This is a genomic window from Streptomyces sp. MCA2, assembly GCF_023544705.1.
In the GTDB taxonomy this organism is placed as follows: domain Bacteria; phylum Actinomycetota; class Actinomycetes; order Streptomycetales; family Streptomycetaceae; genus Streptomyces; species Streptomyces decoyicus.
Map to the genome: position 1 here is coordinate 53,299 of NZ_JAMJFM010000049.1, position 17,866 is coordinate 71,164.

At 72.7% G+C, this 17,866-nt stretch carries 18 protein-coding genes and 1 pseudogene; 10 read left to right on the forward strand and 9 right to left on the reverse strand.

Features of this window, described 5'->3' with window-relative positions; all coding sequences use genetic code 11:
• Positions 1–52: 52 nt before the first annotated feature.
• Both M8I34_RS31700 and M8I34_RS31705 read right to left on the reverse strand, forming a co-directional pair.
• Positions 53–310: pseudogene (locus tag M8I34_RS31700) on the reverse strand (N-acetylmuramoyl-L-alanine amidase); the annotation flags it as partial.
• Positions 311–320: 10 nt separating this feature from the next.
• Positions 321–560 carry a hypothetical protein gene (locus M8I34_RS31705; protein WP_030981729.1) on the reverse strand — a complete coding sequence of 80 codons (240 nt, stop codon included), beginning with the start codon at positions 558–560 and terminating at the stop codon, positions 321–323.
• 71 nt (positions 561–631) lie between these two features.
• Between M8I34_RS31705 and M8I34_RS31710 the strand changes: the two genes are divergently transcribed.
• The 3 genes from M8I34_RS31710 (at position 632) to M8I34_RS31720 (ending at position 2,712) form a co-directional block, all read left to right on the forward strand.
• On the forward strand, positions 632–1,450 hold the full coding sequence (locus M8I34_RS31710) for a helix-turn-helix domain-containing protein (protein WP_374211017.1): 819 nt from the start codon (positions 632–634) through the stop codon (positions 1,448–1,450).
• A 10-nt stretch (positions 1,451–1,460) separates the two neighbouring features.
• Entirely contained in the window at positions 1,461–2,381 is a 921-nt protein-coding gene (locus M8I34_RS31715) for a glutaminase (protein WP_250055333.1), read from the forward strand.
• A gap of 97 nt (positions 2,382–2,478) precedes the next feature.
• Positions 2,479–2,712: a hypothetical protein gene (locus tag M8I34_RS31720; protein WP_244418767.1), complete on the forward strand. Its 234-nt coding sequence runs from the start codon at positions 2,479–2,481 to the stop codon at positions 2,710–2,712.
• Between the two features lie 67 nt (positions 2,713–2,779).
• Here M8I34_RS31720 and M8I34_RS31725 read toward each other — a convergent pair whose 3' ends face one another.
• The 4 genes from M8I34_RS31725 to M8I34_RS31740 form a co-directional block, all read right to left on the reverse strand.
• On the reverse strand, positions 2,780–3,226 hold the full coding sequence (locus M8I34_RS31725; RefSeq protein WP_250055334.1) for a VOC family protein: 447 nt from the start codon (positions 3,224–3,226) through the stop codon (positions 2,780–2,782).
• Between the two features lie 64 nt (positions 3,227–3,290).
• Positions 3,291–4,229: a beta-ketoacyl-ACP synthase III gene (locus M8I34_RS31730; RefSeq protein WP_250055336.1), complete on the reverse strand. Its 939-nt coding sequence runs from the start codon at positions 4,227–4,229 to the stop codon at positions 3,291–3,293.
• 386 nt (positions 4,230–4,615) lie between these two features.
• Positions 4,616–6,925, reverse strand: coding sequence for a cation-translocating P-type ATPase (locus M8I34_RS31735; RefSeq protein WP_250055338.1), 2,310 nt, complete (start codon positions 6,923–6,925; stop codon positions 4,616–4,618).
• Positions 6,926–7,002: 77 nt separating this feature from the next.
• Positions 7,003–8,019, reverse strand: coding sequence for a YafY family protein (locus tag M8I34_RS31740; protein ID WP_250055340.1), 1,017 nt, complete (start codon positions 8,017–8,019; stop codon positions 7,003–7,005).
• A 170-nt stretch (positions 8,020–8,189) separates the two neighbouring features.
• On the opposite strand from M8I34_RS31740, the gene M8I34_RS31745 reads away from it, so the two are divergent.
• From M8I34_RS31745 to M8I34_RS31755, 3 genes are all read left to right on the forward strand, one after another.
• A complete protein-coding gene (locus M8I34_RS31745) occupies positions 8,190–9,758 on the forward strand; it encodes an MFS transporter (protein ID WP_250055342.1) in 1,569 nt (522 codons plus the stop codon).
• Between the two features lie 222 nt (positions 9,759–9,980).
• Positions 9,981–11,066: a magnesium and cobalt transport protein CorA gene (locus M8I34_RS31750; RefSeq protein WP_250055383.1), complete on the forward strand. Its 1,086-nt coding sequence runs from the start codon at positions 9,981–9,983 to the stop codon at positions 11,064–11,066.
• Positions 11,067–11,313: 247 nt separating this feature from the next.
• Positions 11,314–12,180, forward strand: coding sequence for an oxaloacetate decarboxylase (locus M8I34_RS31755; RefSeq protein WP_250055351.1), 867 nt, complete (start codon positions 11,314–11,316; stop codon positions 12,178–12,180).
• Positions 12,181–12,324: 144 nt separating this feature from the next.
• Here the strand turns inward: M8I34_RS31755 and M8I34_RS31760 are convergent, their stop codons facing one another.
• The gene (locus tag M8I34_RS31760) at positions 12,325–13,650 is read right to left on the reverse strand and encodes a CynX/NimT family MFS transporter (RefSeq protein ID WP_374211016.1); all 1,326 of its coding nucleotides are present in this window, start codon (positions 13,648–13,650) and stop codon (positions 12,325–12,327) included.
• 19 nt (positions 13,651–13,669) lie between these two features.
• The gene (locus M8I34_RS31765; RefSeq protein WP_250055353.1) at positions 13,670–14,437 is read right to left on the reverse strand and encodes a FadR/GntR family transcriptional regulator; all 768 of its coding nucleotides are present in this window, start codon (positions 14,435–14,437) and stop codon (positions 13,670–13,672) included.
• A gap of 151 nt (positions 14,438–14,588) precedes the next feature.
• On the opposite strand from M8I34_RS31765, the gene crcB (M8I34_RS31770) reads away from it, so the two are divergent.
• Genes crcB (M8I34_RS31770) through crcB (M8I34_RS31780) form a run of 3 tightly spaced genes read left to right on the forward strand, consistent with a single transcriptional unit; the run spans position 14,589 to position 15,780 of the window.
• The gene (gene crcB / locus M8I34_RS31770) at positions 14,589–15,026 is read left to right on the forward strand and encodes a fluoride efflux transporter CrcB (protein ID WP_030085973.1); all 438 of its coding nucleotides are present in this window, start codon (positions 14,589–14,591) and stop codon (positions 15,024–15,026) included.
• Positions 15,023–15,409, forward strand: coding sequence for a DUF190 domain-containing protein (locus M8I34_RS31775; protein ID WP_250055356.1), 387 nt, complete (start codon positions 15,023–15,025; stop codon positions 15,407–15,409). The genes crcB (M8I34_RS31770) and M8I34_RS31775 overlap by 4 nt, the downstream gene beginning before the upstream one ends.
• On the forward strand, positions 15,406–15,780 hold the full coding sequence (gene crcB, locus M8I34_RS31780) for a fluoride efflux transporter CrcB (RefSeq protein WP_250055366.1): 375 nt from the start codon (positions 15,406–15,408) through the stop codon (positions 15,778–15,780). Before M8I34_RS31775 ends, crcB (M8I34_RS31780) begins: the two co-directional genes overlap by 4 nt.
• A 243-nt stretch (positions 15,781–16,023) precedes the next feature.
• On the opposite strand, the gene snpA is transcribed toward crcB (M8I34_RS31780), so the two are convergent.
• Positions 16,024–16,692 carry a snapalysin gene (gene snpA, locus M8I34_RS31785; protein ID WP_250055368.1) on the reverse strand — a complete coding sequence of 223 codons (669 nt, stop codon included), beginning with the start codon at positions 16,690–16,692 and terminating at the stop codon, positions 16,024–16,026.
• A gap of 218 nt (positions 16,693–16,910) precedes the next feature.
• On the opposite strand from snpA, the gene M8I34_RS31790 reads away from it, so the two are divergent.
• Positions 16,911–17,866 (forward strand): LysR family transcriptional regulator (locus tag M8I34_RS31790; RefSeq protein WP_308372730.1); only part of this gene is annotated, 956 nt, incomplete at its 3' end.

Here is a 17,866-nt window from a genome sequence, read left to right on the forward strand (position 1 = left end):
GGCGCGGCCCGTACCGCCGGCCGCTCACTTCAGCCGGGCGCCGAACCGCTCAGGGATCCCTGCCGTCGCCAGGTTCTCGCACGCGAAGCCGTAGAAGGCGGCGTTCCCGTCGGTGTCGGCCTCGTCGTCCGGCGGCAGCCGCTTCTGACGATCACCGCGCGCGGGACGTCACCGTCGCCGAGGCCCGCGTGGTCGGCGCGGCCGTGGCCGACCGGATGCACCGTGCCGTCCTTGGTGATCACGCCGTGGCACGCGGCCCCGGCAGATCCGGGCGGCTCTCGTGGCAGCGCCGGACGGTGCTCGCGGCGCCGGGCCCTGCGCTACCCGTTCGAGTGCAGGAACGCGTCCCCGTGCGCGTTGACATGCGCCTCAAGGGTGTTGAGCGCGTCCCGGGTCGCCTCGGGCGAGCCGCTGCCGCGCCGCTCGGCGAAGTACGCGGCGCCCAGCTTTCTCAGCAGCTCGTTGCCGGCGCGGTTCTGCTGCACCTCGTCGACCTTCTGCTTGCCCTGCTCCAGTCCGTGCCGTGCCTGCTCCTTGGCGCGGTCGAGAAACCCTGCCATGTGCCACCTCCGGTGCGGTCCGTGTCGTAAGGGATCAACGGCGCGGACGGCCGTGGGGTTCCCGTGCCAGGCTGGGGGATGTGGGCGAAGAGCGCGACACGGACGAGCCATTCGGCGTATCGGGCGGATACCGGGAGCGGGCGTCCCGGCCGGCCGGCGCGGTGCTGTGGACCCGCACCACCCTGCCGGCCCGGCCGGTGCTGCCCGACGGCTGTACGGATCTGATCTGGAGCGGGGGCCGGCTGCTGGTGGCGGGACCCGACACCGGGCCGCACCTCCCGGGGGACGTCGTGCCCGGCGCCCTCCCCGGTGTCCCCGAGGGCAGGGGAGGCACCCCCATCGTGGGGCTGCGCTTCGCACCGGGCCAGGGCCCGGCCGTCTTCGGCGTACCGGCCCACGAACTGCGCGATCAACGGGTGCCGTTGGCGGACCTGTGGCCCGCCGGCCGGGTACGGGAGCTGGCCGAACGGCTCGCGGAGGCGGGGGCGGCGGACAGCGGGAGCGGTGTGGGCCGCCTTCTGGAGGAGACCGCCGCGGCCCGCCTCCGGGATGCCACCACGACAGCCCGCCTCCGGGATGCCACCACGACAGGGGGCCGTACCTCCGCCGTCGCCGCGGCGCTCGCCCGCGGCCGCCCCGTCGCCGAGGTGGCCCGCGCCGTGGCCCTCAGCGAACGCCAGCTGCACCGGCTGAGCCTGGACGCGTTCGGCTACGGCCCCAAGACGCTGACCCGGGTGCTCCGGCTCGTCCGCGCGCTCGACCTGGCGCGCTCCGGGATGCCGTACGCACAGGTAGCGGCGCGCGCCGGATACGCGGACCAGGCGCACCTCGCCCGCGAGGTGAAGTCGCTGGCGGGGGCCCCGATGGGGGTGCTGCTCGCCCCGGGTTAGCGTGTCCGTCATGGACTACCAGGCCGTTCTCGAGGAGGTAGCGGCCCACGCCAGGCCGTACGTGCGACAGGGCCGCGTCGCCGACTACATACCGGCGCTCGAGCAGGTGTCCGCGGACCGTTTCGGGATCGCGGTGGCCGATATCAACGGCGACGTGTACGGGGTCGGCGACTGGGAGACCCCGTTCTCCGTGCAGTCCATCTCCAAGACGTTCTCGCTGGCGCTGGTGATGGCCCAGAGCCACGGCGGCCACGACAGCATCTGGCAGCGGGTGGGCCGCGAGCCGTCCGGTACGCCGTTCAACTCGCTCGTCCAGCTGGAGGCGGAGAACGGCATCCCCCGTAACCCGTTCATCAACGCGGGCGCCCTGGTGGTCACCGACCGGCTCCAGACCCTCACCGGCGACGCCAGCACCTCGATGCTGCACTTCCTGCGCGAGGAGAGCGGCAACGAGGACCTCGCCTTCGACCAGGCGGTGGCCGACTCCGAGGCCGAACACGGCGACCGCAATGCCGCGCTGGCGCATTTCATGGCGTCCTTCGGCAATCTGGAGAACCCCGTCCCCAGCGTCATCGAGCACTACTTCTGGCAGTGCTCGATCGAGATGAGCTGCCGGGATCTGGCCGTCGCCGGCGGATTCCTGGCCCGCCACGGGCTGCGTGCCGACGGCAGCCGCCTGCTGGAGGCCCGCGAGGCCAAGCGGATCAACGCGGTGATGCTGACCTGCGGGACGTATGACGCGGCCGGGGAGTTCGCCTACCGGGTCGGGCTGCCCGCGAAGAGCGGTGTCGGCGGCGGCATCATCGCCGTGATCCCCGGCCGCTGCACGCTGTGCGTATGGAGCCCCGGACTCGATGCCCGCGGCAACTCCGTGGCGGGCGCCGCGGCCCTGGACCACTTCACGACGCTGACCGGATGGTCGGTGTTCTGACGCGCCCGCGCGGGTTCACCGGCCCGGGGACGGGCCCCGGCTGCCGTTGTGGGCGCCGACCGGCTGGCGCATCGTGGGCGTAGGAGGTGCACCGCCCATGGAGCACGAGATGCGCGCCGAGTACGAGGAAGGCGTTCTGCCGCATGCGGACACGCCGGTGAAGATCTGGCACATGGTGCGGCTGGAAGGCACCACCGCGATGTGCGGGCGGGAGCTGGCACCGGCCGCGGCCACCCAAACGGCCGAGGTCTGGGGCACGCGCCAGGGCGAGCCGTTCTGCCACAGCTGCGGCGCGCTGTACCTGCGCGAGCACCCCGGGGACATCGGCTAGGGACTGTCCTACGGAGGTACCCCGGCTTACCTACGGAGGTACCCCGGCTTACGGGTGCACCCCGGGCTTACGGATGCACCCCGCCCGCCCCCTGGGGCAGCGGCGCGAACAGATCGACCCCATGGCCGTCCGGGTCCTGTACGACGGCGTAGCGCTGTCCCCAGAACGCATCCCACGGCGGCTTCTCGCCCGTATAGCCGGCGGCGGTGAGTTCCGCGTAGACCGCGTCGACCCCGGCGGGTCCCGCGCACTCGAACGCGAGCCCCGTAGGGGTGCCGTCCTGCGGCGGCGTCCAGTCCGGGTCGATGGCACGCGCGGTGTCCTGGGTGTCCCACATCAGCCGCAGACCGCCGGGGAGCTGCGCCTCGGCGTGCGGGGCGCCGTCCGCTTCGGCGGGGACGTCCAGGCCGAGGCGGCGGTAGAAGGCGAGGGCCGCGGCCATGTCGGCCACGACCATGCCGACGGCTGCGAACCGCGGTGCGGACGATGTGGTGGAGGAAGAAGTGGTGGTCATGCGGCGAGCGTAGGCGGCCCGCCGGGCCACGGTCTTGAACGAATCGGACGCGGCACCGCCCGCCTCACGGGCAGCGGATGACCTGCCCCGCGTACGAGAGGTTGCCGCCGAAGGCGAACAGCAGCACCGGGGCACCGGAGCTGATCTCGCGCCGCTCGACCAGCTTGGACAGGGCGAGCGGCACGGAGGCCGCGGAGGTGTTCCCGGATTCGACGACGTCCTTGGCGACCACCGCGTTGACCGCGCCGAGCCGCTCCGCGACCGGCTCGATGATCCGCAGGTTGGCCTGGTGCAGCACCACGCCGGCGAGATCGGCGGGCGCGATCCCGGAGCGCTCGCACACCTTGCGGGCGATGGCCGGCAGCTGGGTGGTCGCCCAGCGGTAGACGGTCTGGCCCTCCTGTGCGAACCGGGCGGGCTCGCCCTCGATACGGATCGCACCGCCCATCTGCGGCACCGAGCCCCACAGCACCGGCCCGATCTCCTGCTCCGGGGAGGCGCTGACCACCGCGGCGCCCGCCCCGTCGCCGACCAGCACACAGGTCGAGCGGTCCGTCCAGTCGACGACCCCGGTGAACTTCTCCGCCCCGATGACCAGCGCATGGGTCGCGGAACCGGCGCGGATGGCGTGGTCGGCGGTGGCCAGCGCATGGGTGAAGCCGGCGCAGACGACGTTGAGGTCCATCGTGGCGGGGGCGTCCAGCCCGAGCCGGGCGGCGACCCGGGCCGCGGTGTTCGGGCTGCGGTCGGTGGCCGTGCAGGTGGCGACCAGCACCAGGTCGATGTCCTGCGGGGTCAGGCCGCTGTTGGCCAGGGCCTTGGCCGCGGCGGCGGCCGCCATGGAGTCCACCGTCTCGTCCGGGGCGGCGACATGGCGGGTACGGATGCCGACCCGGCTGCGGATCCAGGCGTCGTCGGTGTCGACCATCTTGGCGAGGTCGTCGTTGGTGAGCACGCCGGAGGGCTGGTAATGGCCGAGAGCCAGGACGCGTGACCCGGTCATGAATTCCCCTGTACGTGGGTGGGCGGTATTTCACCAGTCTCACCCCTCGGTGCCGGCCGGCGGCTGCGTGAACTGCCAATCTTCGGTCGTCAGAACTGGAGACAGTTGTCAGAACCGGGGGAGGTCCGCCTGCGGTGCCGGGTCCGCGGGCGCCTCATACGGTGCGGGGGCGCCCGCGGACGGCGGGGCGGGATCACGCAGGGGGCAGCAGCCCGCCCGATCCAACGGGAGGGCCACGGCCTCCCCGGGGTATTGCTCCGCTCGCGGGCGCGTCCCGGAGCCCCCCGCCATCGGGACGGCTATCGGGACGGTGACCGGAGGCTCTCCGCCACCGGGACAGCGCCCGCGAGCTCTCCGCCACCGGAACAGTGCCCGGAAGCCTCCCGCTACCGGGACAGTGCCCGGAAGCGTCGCAGCCGCAGGCTGTTGCCGACGACGAAGACCGAGGAGAACGCCATCGCGGCGCCGGCGATCATCGGGTTGAGGAGCCCGGCCGCGGCCAGCGGCAGCGCCGCCACGTTGTAGCCGAACGCCCAGAACAGGTTGGTCCGGATGGTGCCGAGGGTCGCGCGGGCCAGCCGGATGGCGTCCGCCGCGGCGCGCAGGTCGCCCCGTACGAGGGTGAGGTCACCGGCCTCGATGGCGGCGTCGGTGCCGGTGCCCATGGCCAGTCCCAGGTCGGCGCGGGCCAGCGCGGCCGCGTCGTTGACGCCGTCGCCGACCATGGCCACCGAGCGGCCCTCGGACTGCAACCGTTCGACGACCGCCACCTTGTCCTCGGGGAGCACCTCGGCGATCACCTCGTCGATCCCGACCTCGGCGGCCACCGCCCTCGCGACGGCCTCGTTGTCGCCGGTCAGCAGCACCGGCGTCAGCCCCAGGCCCCGCAGCCGGCGCACCGCCTCGGCGCTGGTGGGCTTCACCGCGTCGGACACGACCAGCACCGCGCGCGCCGCGCCGTCCCAGCCGACGGTGACCGCCGTACGGCCCTCGGCCTCGGCCGCGGCCTTGGCGGCCGCCAGCTCGGGCGTCAGGAACTGGGACCCCTGGTTCAGCAGCTGCTCACGGCCCACCAGGACGGCGTGCCCCTCGACCACCCCCCGGACGCCCAGGCCCGGGACGTTCGTGAAGTCCTCGGGGGTGGGCAGGGTGCCCGCCGCCGCGTCGCCCTCCGCGGTCCGCTGCTCGGCGCCGGCGGCGATGGCGCGGGCGATGGGGTGTTCGGAGGCGTGCTCCAGCGCGCCGACCAGCCGCAGCACCTCCGGCTCGGTGGCGCCCTCGGCGAGGTGGACCCCGGTCAGCGTCATCACCCCGGTGGTGACCGTGCCGGTCTTGTCCAGGACGACGGTGTCCACCCGGCGGGTCGACTCCAGCACCTCGGGTCCCTTGAGCAGGATGCCGAGCTGGGCGCCGCGGCCGGTACCGACCATCAGCGCGGTCGGCGTGGCCAGCCCCAGCGCGCACGGGCAGGCGATGATCAGGACGGCGACGGCCGCGGTGAAGGCGGTCACCGCGCCCGCGCCGGTGGCGAGCCAGTAGCCGAGGGTGCCGAGGGCGAGCACGATCACGACCGGGACGAAGACCGCGGAGATCCGGTCGGCCAGCCGCTGAGCCGCGGCCTTGCCGTTCTGGGCGTCCTCGACCAGCCGCGCCATCCGGGCGAGCTGGGTGTCCGCGCCGACCCGGGTGGCCTCGACGACCAGCCGGCCGCCCGCGTTGACGGTGGCGCCGGTGACGGTGCCGCCGGGGGAGACCTCGACCGGGACGGACTCGCCGGTGAGCATCGACGCATCCACGGCGGAGGAGCCCTCCACCACCGTCCCGTCGGTGGCGATCTTCTCCCCGGGCCGTACGGTGAAACGGTCGCCGGCCCTCAAGTCGGCAGTGGGGATGCGCACTTCGCGGCCGTCGCGCAGCACGGCGACATCCTTGGCGCCCAGCTCCAGGAGCGCCCGCAGCGCCGCACCCGCCTTCCGCTTCGCACGCGCCTCGAAGTAGCGGCCGGCCAGGATGAAGGTGGTGACCCCGGCCGCGGCCTCCAGGTAGATGCTGCCGCTGCCGTCGGTGCGGGCGATGGTCAGCTCGAAGGGGTGCGTCATCCCGGGCATGCCCGCGGTGCCGAAGAACAGCGCCCACACCGACCAGCCCAGTGCGGCGAGGGTGCCCATCGAGATGAGGGTGTCCATCGTGGCGCTGCCGTGCCGCAGGTTCGTCCATGCGGCCCGGTGGAACGGCCAGGCGCCGTACGCCACCACCGGCGCGGCCAGGGTCAGCGAAAGCCACTGCCAGTTGGTGAACTGGAGCGGCGGCACCATCGCCATCAGCACCACCGGGACGGACAGCGCGAGGGAGATCAGCAGACGCCGGCGGAGCGGGGCGGGCCCGTCGCCGTCGGCCCGGCCGTCCGTCCCGCCCCGGCTTTCGCCGCCCGTGGGCCCGTCGGCCTCCGGCGCCGCGGCGGGCGGCTCCGGGAGGACCGCGGTGTAGCCGGTCCGCTCCACGGTGGCGATCAGGTCGGCGGCCGCCACGCCGCTGCCCGCCGCGACGGTCACCTTGGCCTTCTCGGTGGCGTAGTTGACGGTGGCGGTGACCCCCTCCATGCGATTGAGCTTCTTCTCGATGCGGGCGGCGCACGAGGCGCACGTCATCCCGCCGATCTCCAATTCGACGCCGTGCTCTTCGACCGCGGTGGTCATGCCTGCTCCTCGGTGTGCTGCGGGTGCGCGTTACCCGAGTGAACCATATACCCCCCTAGGGTATTCCTTCGGTTGCGTCACCGTGTCCCTTCCGCCTGCCCGCCCTCCGCGCCACCGACCTCCGCCGCCTCCGCCGCCCCCGCCGCACGGCTCACCCGGCCGCCCATCGCCCGCAGGTACGCGGCCAGCTCCGGCGGTTCGTGGACGGTGAACTCGCACCCCAGCAGGGCCAGCCGGAGCGCCAGCCACTCCAGCGAGTCGGCGGTGCTGTGCCAGCGGCAGGACGCCTCGCCGACCGCGACGACCTCGCCCGCCGCCGGGCCGCCCAGCCGGGCGGTCACCTCCTCGGCCGGTGCCCACACGGTCGCCACCGCCCGGTGGGACGCGCTCATCCCCTGCATCCGCTCCCGGACATAGGCGCCCGCGTCGGCGGCGGGCAGCTCGCGCGGCGGGGTCCGTACGCCGGTGGGGAACGGCTCGCTCAGCCGGTCCACCCGGAAGATCCGCCAGTCCTCGCGGTCGTTGTCGTACGCCACGAGATACCAGCGGCGCCCCGAGGCGACCAGGCGGTGCGGCTCCACCAGGCGCCTGCTGTGCCTGCCTGCGCCCGCCCGGTAGCGAAAGCGCAGCCGCTCGTGGTTGGTGATGGCCGCGGCGAGCACCGTCAGATGCTCCGGATCGACGGTCGGGCCGCCGCCGGCCGGCATCGGGACGGTGGCCGTGCCGAGCGTGCCCACCCGTCGCCGCAGCCGGGCCGGCAGGACCTGTTCGAGCTTGGCCAGCGCCCGTACGGACGCCTCCTCGATGCCCTCGATGGTGTGGCCCGCGGCCGAGCGCAGGCCGACCGCGATGGCCACCGCCTCCTCGTCGTCCAGCAGCAGCGGCGGCATGGCGGTGCCCGCGGCCAGCCGGTAGCCGCCCTCCGCGCCCATCGTGGCGTGCACGGGATAGCCCAGCTCGCGCAGCCGCTCGATATCGCGGCGGATCGTCCGGGAGGTGACCCCCAGCCGCCCGGCCAGCTCGCTGCCCGGCCATTCGCGCGGGGTCTGGAGCAGGGACAGCAGATTCAGCAGTCGCGCCGATGTCTCACTCATGGGACCGATGATGCCGGTCCCTGTAGGACCGGAGCTGTCCTATATCCCGCCTAGTGTCGAGGACGCCGACGGCCGGCCACCGCCCGGCGGCATCGGCTCCGGCCTCCGCGGCACGTACGGCTGCGGCACCGGCTTCCGCTCCCTTCCGCACGGTTCCCCTGGAGAACGTCATGACCACGTCCGTCCCCGCCGCCCCCGAGACGGCCGCCGCGGCCGCGCGAGCGGCCGGCCGCAGACGCCGGATCGCGCTCGCCGTCGTCCTGACGGCCGCCTTCATGGACCTGGTCGACGCGACCATCGTCAATATCGCGATCCCGAGCATCCAGCGGGACACCGGCGCGACCTTCAGTGCCGTGCAGTGGGTCACCGCCGGCTACGCCCTCGCCTTCGCCCTCGGCCTGATCACCGGCGGCCGGCTCGGCGACATCCACGGCCGCAAGAAGCTGTTCCTGCTCGGCATGGGCGGCTTCACCCTCGCCTCCGCCCTGTGCGGTTTCGCGGCGGGCCCGGGGATGCTGGTCGGCGCGCGGGTGCTCCAGGGCGCGATGGCCGCACTGATGGTGCCGCAGGTGCTGGCGATCATCCACGTCACCTTTCCGGCGCATGAGCGCGGCAAGGTCTTCGGGATGTTCGGCGCGGTGATCGGCCTCGGCGCGGTCTGCGGCCCGCTGATCGGCGCCCTGCTCACCGAGGGCAACCTCTTCGGTCTGGAATGGCGCCCGATCTTCCTGATCAATCTGCCGGTCGGGATCGCCGGCATCCTGCTCGGCCGCCGGTTCCTCACCGAGTCCAGGGCCCCGCGTGCCCTGCGCGTCGACCTGATCGGCACCGCGCTGGCCACCGCGGGCCTGCTGATGCTGCTCTACCCGCTCACCCAGGGACGGGAGTCCGGCTGGCCGCTGTGGGGCTTCGTCTCGATGGCCGCGAGCCCGCTCGTCCTGGCGGTGTTCGTCCGCTACGAGCGCGCCAAGGCCCGCAAGGACGGCTCACCCCTCGTCGAACTCCCGCTCTTCAAGGTCAGGACCTTCGCGGCCGGCGCCGGCGTCCAGCTGGCCTTCGGCGTCGTCAGCGGCCTCTTCTTCCTGGTCTGGACGCTCCATATGCAACTGGGGCTGGGCTGGGGCCCGCTGCATGCCGGGCTGACCGGGGTGCCGTTCTCGCTCGCCTGCTCCACCGCGGCCGGGGTGTCCGTGCAGCGGCTGGTGCCGCGCTTCGGCCGCAAGGTCCTCCAGGCCGGTGCGCTGATCATGCTGTCCGGTGCGCTGGTCTACCTCTGGGAGGCCGGGCGCTACGGCACGGCGCTGGAGTCCTGGCAGCTGGCTCCGGCGATGCTCCTGATGGGCGCCGGGATGGGGCTCATCGTCGCCCCGATCACCGACACGGTGATCTCCGAGGTGCCGGCCGAGCACTCCGGCTCGGCCTCGGGCATCTTCAACACCACCGGCCAGCTGGGGATGGCGCTGGGCCTCGGCCTGTCGTCGGTGGCCTTCTTCGGGGTCGTCGGCGATACGGGACAGCCGGGCGGCGCAGGTGCAGGCGCCGGGGCCGCGGACGCGCTGCGGGCCTCCTTCGTCGACGCCACCACCCACGCCCTGTGGTGGATCTGCGGCGGCCTGGTCCTCGTCTTCGGCCTGCTGTTCCTGCTGCCGCGGCGGATCCGCGCCCAGGAGGCGGCGGAGCCGGCGGCACCGGAGGGCGGCGCGGGTCCGGAACAGCGGCAGCCGGCCCTGGTCTCCTGAAGGCCCGTACCCGTCTCCCGAAGGCCCGTACCCCCAGGCCTTGTTGTACGGAGCGGGGCGGAGCGGCGGCCCGGCACCGGGGCGGACGACCCGGTGCCGGGGCTCCGCCCGACGCCGGCAGGCGTTCGGCAACCGAGCGTTCCCACTCCGCGCCGCTGCGTAAAAACGGCCCCTTTGCCGTACCGTTCACGACCCCCCGCGGGCCATACTGGCCGGGTGTCGATGATCAGCAATCTCCGCAAGGCCGTCCGGCTGCCGCAGCCGCGCACCCGGGGGGTCGACCTCAGCCACCCGGCGCGCTCGCCGCTCGGCACCGCCGTGGTGAACTGCGCGGTGTACGTGGACGGCGTGCGGCAGGACGGCAATCACCCGGCCGATGTGGCGATCCGCCGGGTCCGGGAATCCGGCAGTGGATTTGTCTGGATCGGGCTGCATGAGCCGTCCGAGAAGGAATTCGCCGGAATTGTCGAGTTGTTCGGGCTGCATCCGCTCGCCGTCGAGGACGCGGTCCACGCCCACCAGCGGCCCAAACTGGAGCGCTACGACGACTCGCTGTTCACCGTCTTCAAGACGGTCCGCTATGTCGATCACGACCGGCTCACCGACACCAGCGAGGTCGTGGAGACCGGTGAGATCATGGTCTTCACCGGCACCGACTTCGTGATCACGGTACGGCACGGCGGACACGGCTCGCTGGGCCCGCTCCGTGAGCAACTGGAATCCGTGCCCGAGCAGTTGGCCCTCGGGCCGTCCTCCGTGCTGCACGCCGTCGCCGACCTGGTCGTGGACGACTACCTCGATGTCACCGCCGCCGTCTCGGTCGATATCGACGACGTCGAGAGCGAGGTCTTCTCCGTGCGCGGCAGCGGCGGGGCGGGCCGGATCTACCAGCTCAAGCGTGAGCTGCTGGAACTCAAGCGCGCGGTGGCCCCGTTGGACCGGCCGATGCAGGAGCTGGCCACCCAGCCGATGGCGCAGGTCGACCCCCGTATCAAGACGTACTTCCGGGACGTCGCCGACCACCTCGACCGGGTCACCGAGCAGATCACCGCCTTCGACGAACTCCTCAACTCCATACTTCAGGCCCATCTCGCCCAGGTCACCGTCGCCCAGAACGAGGACATGCGCCGGATCAGTGCCTGGGTCGCGATCCTGGCCGTGCCGACCATGGCCTGCGGCGTGTACGGCATGAACTTCGACTACATGCCGGAAAGGCACTGGACGTTCGGCTATCCGCTGGTGATGACGGTGATCGTGGCCCTCTGCTGGGTGATCCACCGAGGCTTCAAGCGGAACGGCTGGCTCTAGGGACTGCCCGCGGGGCCGGTCCTCGGGGGCGGGTCCGCGCGCCGTCGGTGCCGACAGCGGGACGCGGCAAAGAGAAAGTCATGGAAGGTCATGGCGTGTTAAAGGCATTTTCCCGATACGCCGGATAAATATGCCGTGACCAGTTCCCCAGCGGCCGGGTGGCCGCGGCGCCGGGATCTTCAGCGTGCTCCCGGGCGCGCCCCGGACGCCGGACCGCGGTCCCCGCCGGTTCTGTGAGGAGAGCACATTGCGGTACGGACAAGCACTGCGTGACGAGATCGCGGCCGAGGGGACGACGCCGCTGATCGGCGTCCACGACATGCACTCGGCCTCGATCGCCGCCGCGCACTACAACGGCTTCTTCGTGTCCGGCTTCGGCTTCGCCGCGTCGTACTACGGACTCCCGGACATCGGATTCATCGCCTGGCCCGACATGGCCGCCTTCGTGGAGCGGCTGCGCGGCGCGTTCCCGGGCCACCATCTGCTGGTGGACATCGACGACGGCTATGTCGACCCCGAGGTGGCCTGTCATGTGGTGCGGCGTCTGGAGCGCAGCGGCGCGAGCGGGGTGATCCTGGAGGACCAGAAGCGGCCGCGCCGCTGCGGTCACGCGGACGGCAAGCTGCTGCTGCCGCTGGAGGAGTATCTGGAGAAGCTGAATCTGGTGCTGGCCGCCCGTGGCGATCTGCTCGTCGTGGCCCGTACGGACGCCACGGAGGAGGACGACATCCTGCGGCGGGCGGCGGCGCTGGCCGAGACCGACGCGGACGTGGTGCTGGTCGACGGGGTGCGCAGCGTCGACCGGATCCGCCGCATCCGGCAGGTCACCGGCGCCAAGCCGCTGCTGTTCAACCAGATCGCGGGCGGGAAGTCGCCGCGGCTCTCGCTGACCGAACTGACCGCGCTGGGCATCGATGTGGCCATCTACAGCACCCCCTGTCTGTTCGCCGCGCACCGCGCGATGGAGACCGCGATGGCCGAGCTGAAGTACGCGGACGGACGGCTGCCGGCCGCCGGGGACAGCGGCGGCGAGATCGGGGTCAAGGAGGCCACCGAGCTGCTGGCCCGGAACATCGGCCGGTCCCACCCCGTAGCGGAGCCCGTCCCGGCATGACCCTCGGGAGGGGCGCCCGCCGGATGCCCGCCCCGCCGCTGGAGGAAGTCCGGCGCGGGTCCGGCGGTTCCCCGCTTCCCGCTTCACGAGGAGCCGCCGGACCCGGGCCCCGCTCCCCGCTTCACGCGGAGCCGCCGGACCCCGCTACCGACCCGCCACCTGCCGCGGCCGGGCCGCGCACCACCCCGCCGCGATCTGCGGCAGCAGCAGCGCCAGCAGGACCGCGAGCGGAACCGTCCAGCTGCCGGAGAGATCGTGCACGGCGCCCAGGACGGCCGGGCCGGTGGCGGCCAGGACGTAGCCGAAGCACTGCGCCATGCTGGAGAGTTGGGCGGCGTGCCGGGCGTCCGGTGCACGCTGCACGATGAACAGCAGCGCGAGGCTGATCGCCGCGCCCTGGCCCAGGCCCAGCAGCACCATCCACAGATAAGTGCCGGCGGCCGGTGCGATGAGCACCCCCGTGAAACCGGCCGCGCACAGCAGCGCCCCGACGGTGGCCAGGACACCGGCCCGCAGCCGGCGGCCGACGAGCACCGGCGCGAGGAACGAACCCGTGATGCCCAGCAGCGAGGAGAAGGAGAGCATCCAGCCGGCGTCGCCCGCACTCAGACCGGCGTCCGTGAGCATCGTCGGCAGCCAGGCGGCGGCCGCGTAGTAACTCAGCGACTGCAAGCCCATATAGCCGGTGACCTGCCAGGCCAGCGGATCGCGCCACAGCCCGCGTACGGGGTGTGCCGCCGCGCGGGCGGCGGCCGCCGGCACCCGCGTACGGGTACGGATCTGCGGCAGCCAGCAGACCAGCGCCAGCGCCGCGAGGGCGCCCCAGCAGGCCAGCGTGGCACGCCAGTTCAGGCCGGCGGCCTGCTGGAAGGGAACGGTGACCCCGGCCGCGAGCGCGGCGCCGCCGAACAGTGACATCGAGTACAGGCCGGTCATCAGCCCGGCCCTGGCCGGGAAGTCCCGCTTGATCAGGCCGGGCAGCAGCACATTGGCGACGGCGATCCCCGCGCCGATCACGACCGTTCCGGCGAACAGCGCCACGACCGAGTCCAGCAGCCGCAGCGCGGTGCCGGCGCAGATCAGCGCCATCGTGCCGAGCAGCGACCGCTCCATGCCCAGCCGCCGTCCCAGCCGCGGCGCGACCGGTGCCAGCAGGCCGAAGCAGAGCAGCGGCAGCGCGGTGAGCAGGCTGGTGGCGGCGGCCGACATCCCGCTGTCGTGGCGGATGGTGCCGACGAGCGGGGAGACGGCGACCAGGGCCGGGCGCAGATTCAGGGCCAGCAGGACGACGCCGAGGCCGAGGTACAGGGCGCGGCGCCCGGTGACGCCGCGGGAGGCTCCGGCGGGTGCGGCCGCCGCGGCGACCGGCCCCTCGGGTATGCCGGTACCGGGCGCCGCCGCCCCGGGACCTTCGGGTATGCCGGCGGCGGGCTCGTCCGCCACGGCCGCCGGTCCTCCTGCGTCCGCCACGGCTGCCGGTCCTCCTGCGTCACGCATGCGCGTCGTCTCCGTGGTGGGTGGTGCGGGTGGGGGTGCGGGTGCGACCCCGGTCGTCCCGGTCCTTCGCGGGCGGCTCGCGCAGGGCGTTCATCGCCTCCGTGAGGTGCGCCAGTGCGGCCCGTTCGGCGGCGTCGGCGTCCCGTGCCTCGATGGCGTCGACGATGGCGGTGTGCTCATCGAGCTGATGGCGCAGCGCCTCGGGCAGCGGGGTGCCGAGCACGGCCTCCAGCGTGCCGCGCAGTGCGTCGCTGAGGTGCTCGTACAGCTCGGCCAGCACGCTGTTGTGCGCGGCGGCCGCCACCGTGCGGTGGAAGCGCATGTCCGCGTCGATGAAGGCGGCCACATCGCCGCTCTCCCAGGCCCGCCCACGCTCGGCCAGCGCGCCGCGCAGCGCGGCGAGGTCCTCGTCGGTCCGGCGCTCGGCGGCATGGCGCGCGGCATCCCGCTCCAGGCAGGCGCGCACCTCGTACGCCTCCAGGTTCTCGGCCCGCCGCAGCCGCCGCTGTACGGCCGCGCCGAAATCGCTGTTGGCGCGGACATAGGTCCCGTCGCCCTGCCGCGGTTCCAGCATCCCGGTGTGTACCAGTGCGCGGACCGCCTCGCGGACCGTGTTGCGCCCGACGTCGAGCTGCTCCACCAGCACGGGCTCGGCGGGGATCTTCGCCCCGACCTTCCACTCGCCCTCGGCGATCAGCCGCTCCATCTGCTCGATGACCAGATCGACCAGGCTGGTGCGGGCGGTGCTGCGCAGCGGCATCGACGCCGTCCTCCCTCTTCGCGGAAGCCTCCGGAAGCCTTCGTCCGGAGTGTTTCCATCGGCCCATTCCACCGGTGATGGGAACATCCCATGTTTAGCGGTGTCAAACGCTCAGGGTTAGCCTGAAGACGGCGATGATCTCGGGAGACACATGGACGAGCGAGGCCGCCGGGCGGCGCCCTGGCAGGGGCAGTGGCCGGTGATCGGCGTGGTGGCCGTGGGCGGCGCGATCGGCGCCCTGGCCCGTTACGGCGCCGCGCTCCTGTGGCCCACCGGGAACGGCGCCTTCCCCTGGACGACCCTGACCGTCAACGCCGTCGGCTGTGCGCTGATGGGCATCCTGATGGTCGTGATCACCGAGGTCCGGCCGGCCCACCGGCTGGTGCGCCCCTTCCTCGGCACCGGCATCCTCGGCGGCTTCACCACCTTCTCCACCTACGCCGTCGACATCCAGCGGCTGGTCGGCGCCGGCCGTCCGGCCGAGGCCCTGGCCTACCTGGCGGGCACCGTGCTCGCCGCGCTCGCGGCCGTAGGGGCCGCGGTGACCGGCACCCGTGCACTTCTCCAACTGAGGCGGCGGACGGCATGACACACGGCACGGCACACCCGGGCGGCACCCCGGCGCTACGGCTCACGGTCCTCGTCGGCGAAGAGGACGTGTGGCACCACAAGCCGCTCTACGCGGAGATCGTGCACCGCGCGTACGACGCGGGCCTGGCCGGGGCCAGCGTCTTCCGGGGCGTCGAGGGCTTCGGCTCCTCGGGCATCGTCCACACCCAGCGCCTGCTGTCCCTGAGCGAGGAGCTGCCGGTGGCGATCGTCGTCGTCGACACGGAGGAGCGGGTACGGGGCTTCCTGCCGCGGCTGGAGGAACTCCTCGCGGACGGCGGGCTGGTGACGCTCGACCCGTGCGAGACGCTCTCCTACCGGCGCACGGACGGCACGGGCCCCGGTGAGGGCGGGCGCGGGTGAACTGGCTGCTGGTGGCGGCCGGTGCCATGGTCGGGGCGCCGCTGCGCTTCCTCACCGACCGCTATGTGCAGTCCCGGCACGACGCGCTCTTCCCCTGGGGGACCTTCACCGTCAATGTCGTCGGCTCCCTGGTCCTCGGCCTGCTGACCGGCGCCGCCACCGTCGGCGCCGCCTCCTCGCACCTCCAGCTGCTGATCGGCACGGGCCTGTGCGGTGCCCTGACGACGTATTCGACCTTCTCCTACGAGACGCTCCGGCTGGCCGCGGACCGGGCACGGGGGAGTGCGGCGGCCAATGTCGTGGGGACCGTGCTGGCCGGACTGGCGGCGGCCTTCGCCGGCGTGGCCGCCGGGCAGGCGCTCTGGGGCTGACTCGCGCCGCGCGGCCCCATGGGCAGACGAAAGCGGTGGGGCTCCCGGGGGAGCCCCACCGCACGGGCGGTGCAGGAGGTGCGAGGGCTGGTGGGGTACGAGCGCCGGCCGCCAGGTCCCGGCTCTCGACAGCCCCCGGCCGTTGCGCGGCTCCGACCACCGTGAGCACGGTCGGATCCGCCGGCCACCGCCGAACTTCGTGACGTCACAGGGCCTGTGAGGTGACCAGGCCTGTGGGGTACGTCAGGAGGCCTTGCCGAAGTGGACGCCCGCCAGGCCGTTGGCCCAGAGCTGGTTCACCTGGGCGCGCTCGTTCGCGTCCGGCTGGGCGTTCTGGCAGGACGTACCGGGGCCGCCGCCGGACATCAGCTCGCTGCACGGGCCCTCGTAGTGGTCCGGCAGACCCAGCACATGGCCGGTCTCGTGCGCGGTCACGCGGGTGGAGTTGTACTCCTGGTTCTGCGCGTAGTCCAGGAAGACATAGCCCTTCCCGTGACCGTCGGTGCTGGCGTACGAGCCGCGCGCGTCATTGCCCTCGCGGTACTGGAAGTCGCCGCCGCTGCCTTCCTGGAGCTTCACGTTCGAGACGGCGCTGTTCCAGATCGACGCGCTCTGGGCTATCTGGTTCGCGAACGTCGGGGCCGCGCTGGCGTCATAGGTGACGGTCACCGAGGCGGCGTCCGGGTGGGCCTTCATCTTGGCCTTGGCCGACTTCAGTACGGCCTCGAAGAATGCCTTGGTGTCGGCCTTCTCGGCCGCCGAGCCGTTATAGGCCGCGATCGAAGCGGAGCTGCTGCGGGGGGAGTTGGCGGGGGAGGAGGGGGAGGCTGCCGAAACCGGCGCCGCGGCTGCGAGCGCGGCGACGAGGCCCAGACCGAGCGCCGCCGACAGCGCCGTCTTGGGAGATCTCATGTGGGGGCTCCTTTATTTCCGAGGGCCGTACGGTCGCCGTGTGGGGCGGCGACCGGGGCCCTGCGGATTTCTTGGTGCCGTTGAGTCTGGACGGAGTTCACCCGGAAGACAGAGATGCCAGGTGGCGATAGCACCAGCCAATACCCCGGAAAAAAGAGCGCGTTCCGACAGGTTTGAGAGTCTGGTGTGACGTATGCCTACGTCGTTATGCTCCGGACGTGGAGCTCGAGGTAAGGCATCTTCGCGCATTGTGCGCCATCGCGGACTCCGGCAGCGTACGCAAGGCGGCCCGGCAGCTCGGCATGACCCAGCCTTCCCTGACGACCCAGCTGCACCGCATCGAGAAGGCCCTTGGCGGCCAGCTCTTCTTCCGTGAGCCGACCGGCAGCCGGCCCACGCCACTGGGGCATTCTGTCCTGTGCCGGGCCCGGCCGATAGTGGCCGAAATGCGGGCACTTATTGACGAGGTCGCGTCGGCCTCGCACCGCGACCAGGGCGCACGGCTGCACATCGGCAGCACCAACAGCCCTGCCGTCGCCGGATGGCTGCGCCGGCTCCGGCGCCGGCTGCCGGAGACCGACACCACGATAAGAACCGATGTGTCCGCCAACGCGCTGCTCCACATGGTCGCGACGGGACAGCTCGACGCCGCCTTCGTCCACGAGGTCGAGGGCGCACCCCTACGGGTCCCCGAGGGCCTGGTGGAGCACGAACTCATCTCCAGGGAACCGCAGTTCATCGCCGTGGCGGACACCCATCCCGCGGCCGCCAGGACGGTCATCAGAGTGGCGGACCTCGCCGGCGACCAGTGGATGGTCGACCCGACCGTGGACGGTGAATGGGCGGGACTGCGCCGCATCTGGACCGCGGCCGGTATCAACCCCCGAGTCGTGCACGGCGACTACCTCACCACCGTGGACCTCGTCACGGCCGGCGAGGTGGTCACCCCCTGCCAGCCGACCGCCCGCCCCCGGCACGGCATGGCGATCCGCCCCCTGTACGGCGACCCGCTGGCCGTCCGCCTCTTCATGGCCTGCCGCCAGGACGACACCCTGGCCGCCTCGTCCGACGACCTGTTCGCCGATCTGACCGCCTCGTACATGGAGACCGCCTGGGCGAGCGAGGCCTACCGGACGTGGCTCGTGCGACACAACGGACGGCTGCCGGTGGGGAG

What these genes read in the sequence shown, in the direction of transcription:
- M8I34_RS31740 (WP_250055340.1), bottom strand. Translation starts at nt 8,019, where the DNA reads ATGAGTGAGACATCGGCGCGACTGCTGAATCTGCTGTCCCTGCTCCAG.
- M8I34_RS31725 (WP_250055334.1), bottom strand. Translation starts at nt 3,226, where the DNA reads ATGACCACCACTTCTTCCTCCACCACATCGTCCGCACCGCGGTTCGCA.
- crcB (WP_030085973.1), top strand. Translation starts at nt 14,589, where the DNA reads ATGGACGAGCGAGGCCGCCGGGCGGCGCCCTGGCAGGGGCAGTGGCCG.
- M8I34_RS31750 (WP_250055383.1), top strand. Translation starts at nt 9,981, where the DNA reads ATGATCAGCAATCTCCGCAAGGCCGTCCGGCTGCCGCAGCCGCGCACC.
- M8I34_RS31730 (WP_250055336.1), bottom strand. Translation starts at nt 4,229, where the DNA reads ATGACCGGGTCACGCGTCCTGGCTCTCGGCCATTACCAGCCCTCCGGC.
- M8I34_RS31735 (WP_250055338.1), bottom strand. Translation starts at nt 6,925, where the DNA reads ATGACCACCGCGGTCGAAGAGCACGGCGTCGAATTGGAGATCGGCGGG.
- M8I34_RS31745 (WP_250055342.1), top strand. Translation starts at nt 8,190, where the DNA reads ATGACCACGTCCGTCCCCGCCGCCCCCGAGACGGCCGCCGCGGCCGCG.
- M8I34_RS31765 (WP_250055353.1), bottom strand. Translation starts at nt 14,437, where the DNA reads ATGCCGCTGCGCAGCACCGCCCGCACCAGCCTGGTCGATCTGGTCATC.
- M8I34_RS31715 (WP_250055333.1), top strand. Translation starts at nt 1,461, where the DNA reads ATGGACTACCAGGCCGTTCTCGAGGAGGTAGCGGCCCACGCCAGGCCG.
- snpA (WP_250055368.1), bottom strand. Translation starts at nt 16,692, where the DNA reads ATGAGATCTCCCAAGACGGCGCTGTCGGCGGCGCTCGGTCTGGGCCTC.
- M8I34_RS31705 (WP_030981729.1), bottom strand. Translation starts at nt 560, where the DNA reads ATGGCAGGGTTTCTCGACCGCGCCAAGGAGCAGGCACGGCACGGACTG.
- M8I34_RS31720 (WP_244418767.1), top strand. Translation starts at nt 2,479, where the DNA reads ATGGAGCACGAGATGCGCGCCGAGTACGAGGAAGGCGTTCTGCCGCAT.
- M8I34_RS31775 (WP_250055356.1), top strand. Translation starts at nt 15,023, where the DNA reads ATGACACACGGCACGGCACACCCGGGCGGCACCCCGGCGCTACGGCTC.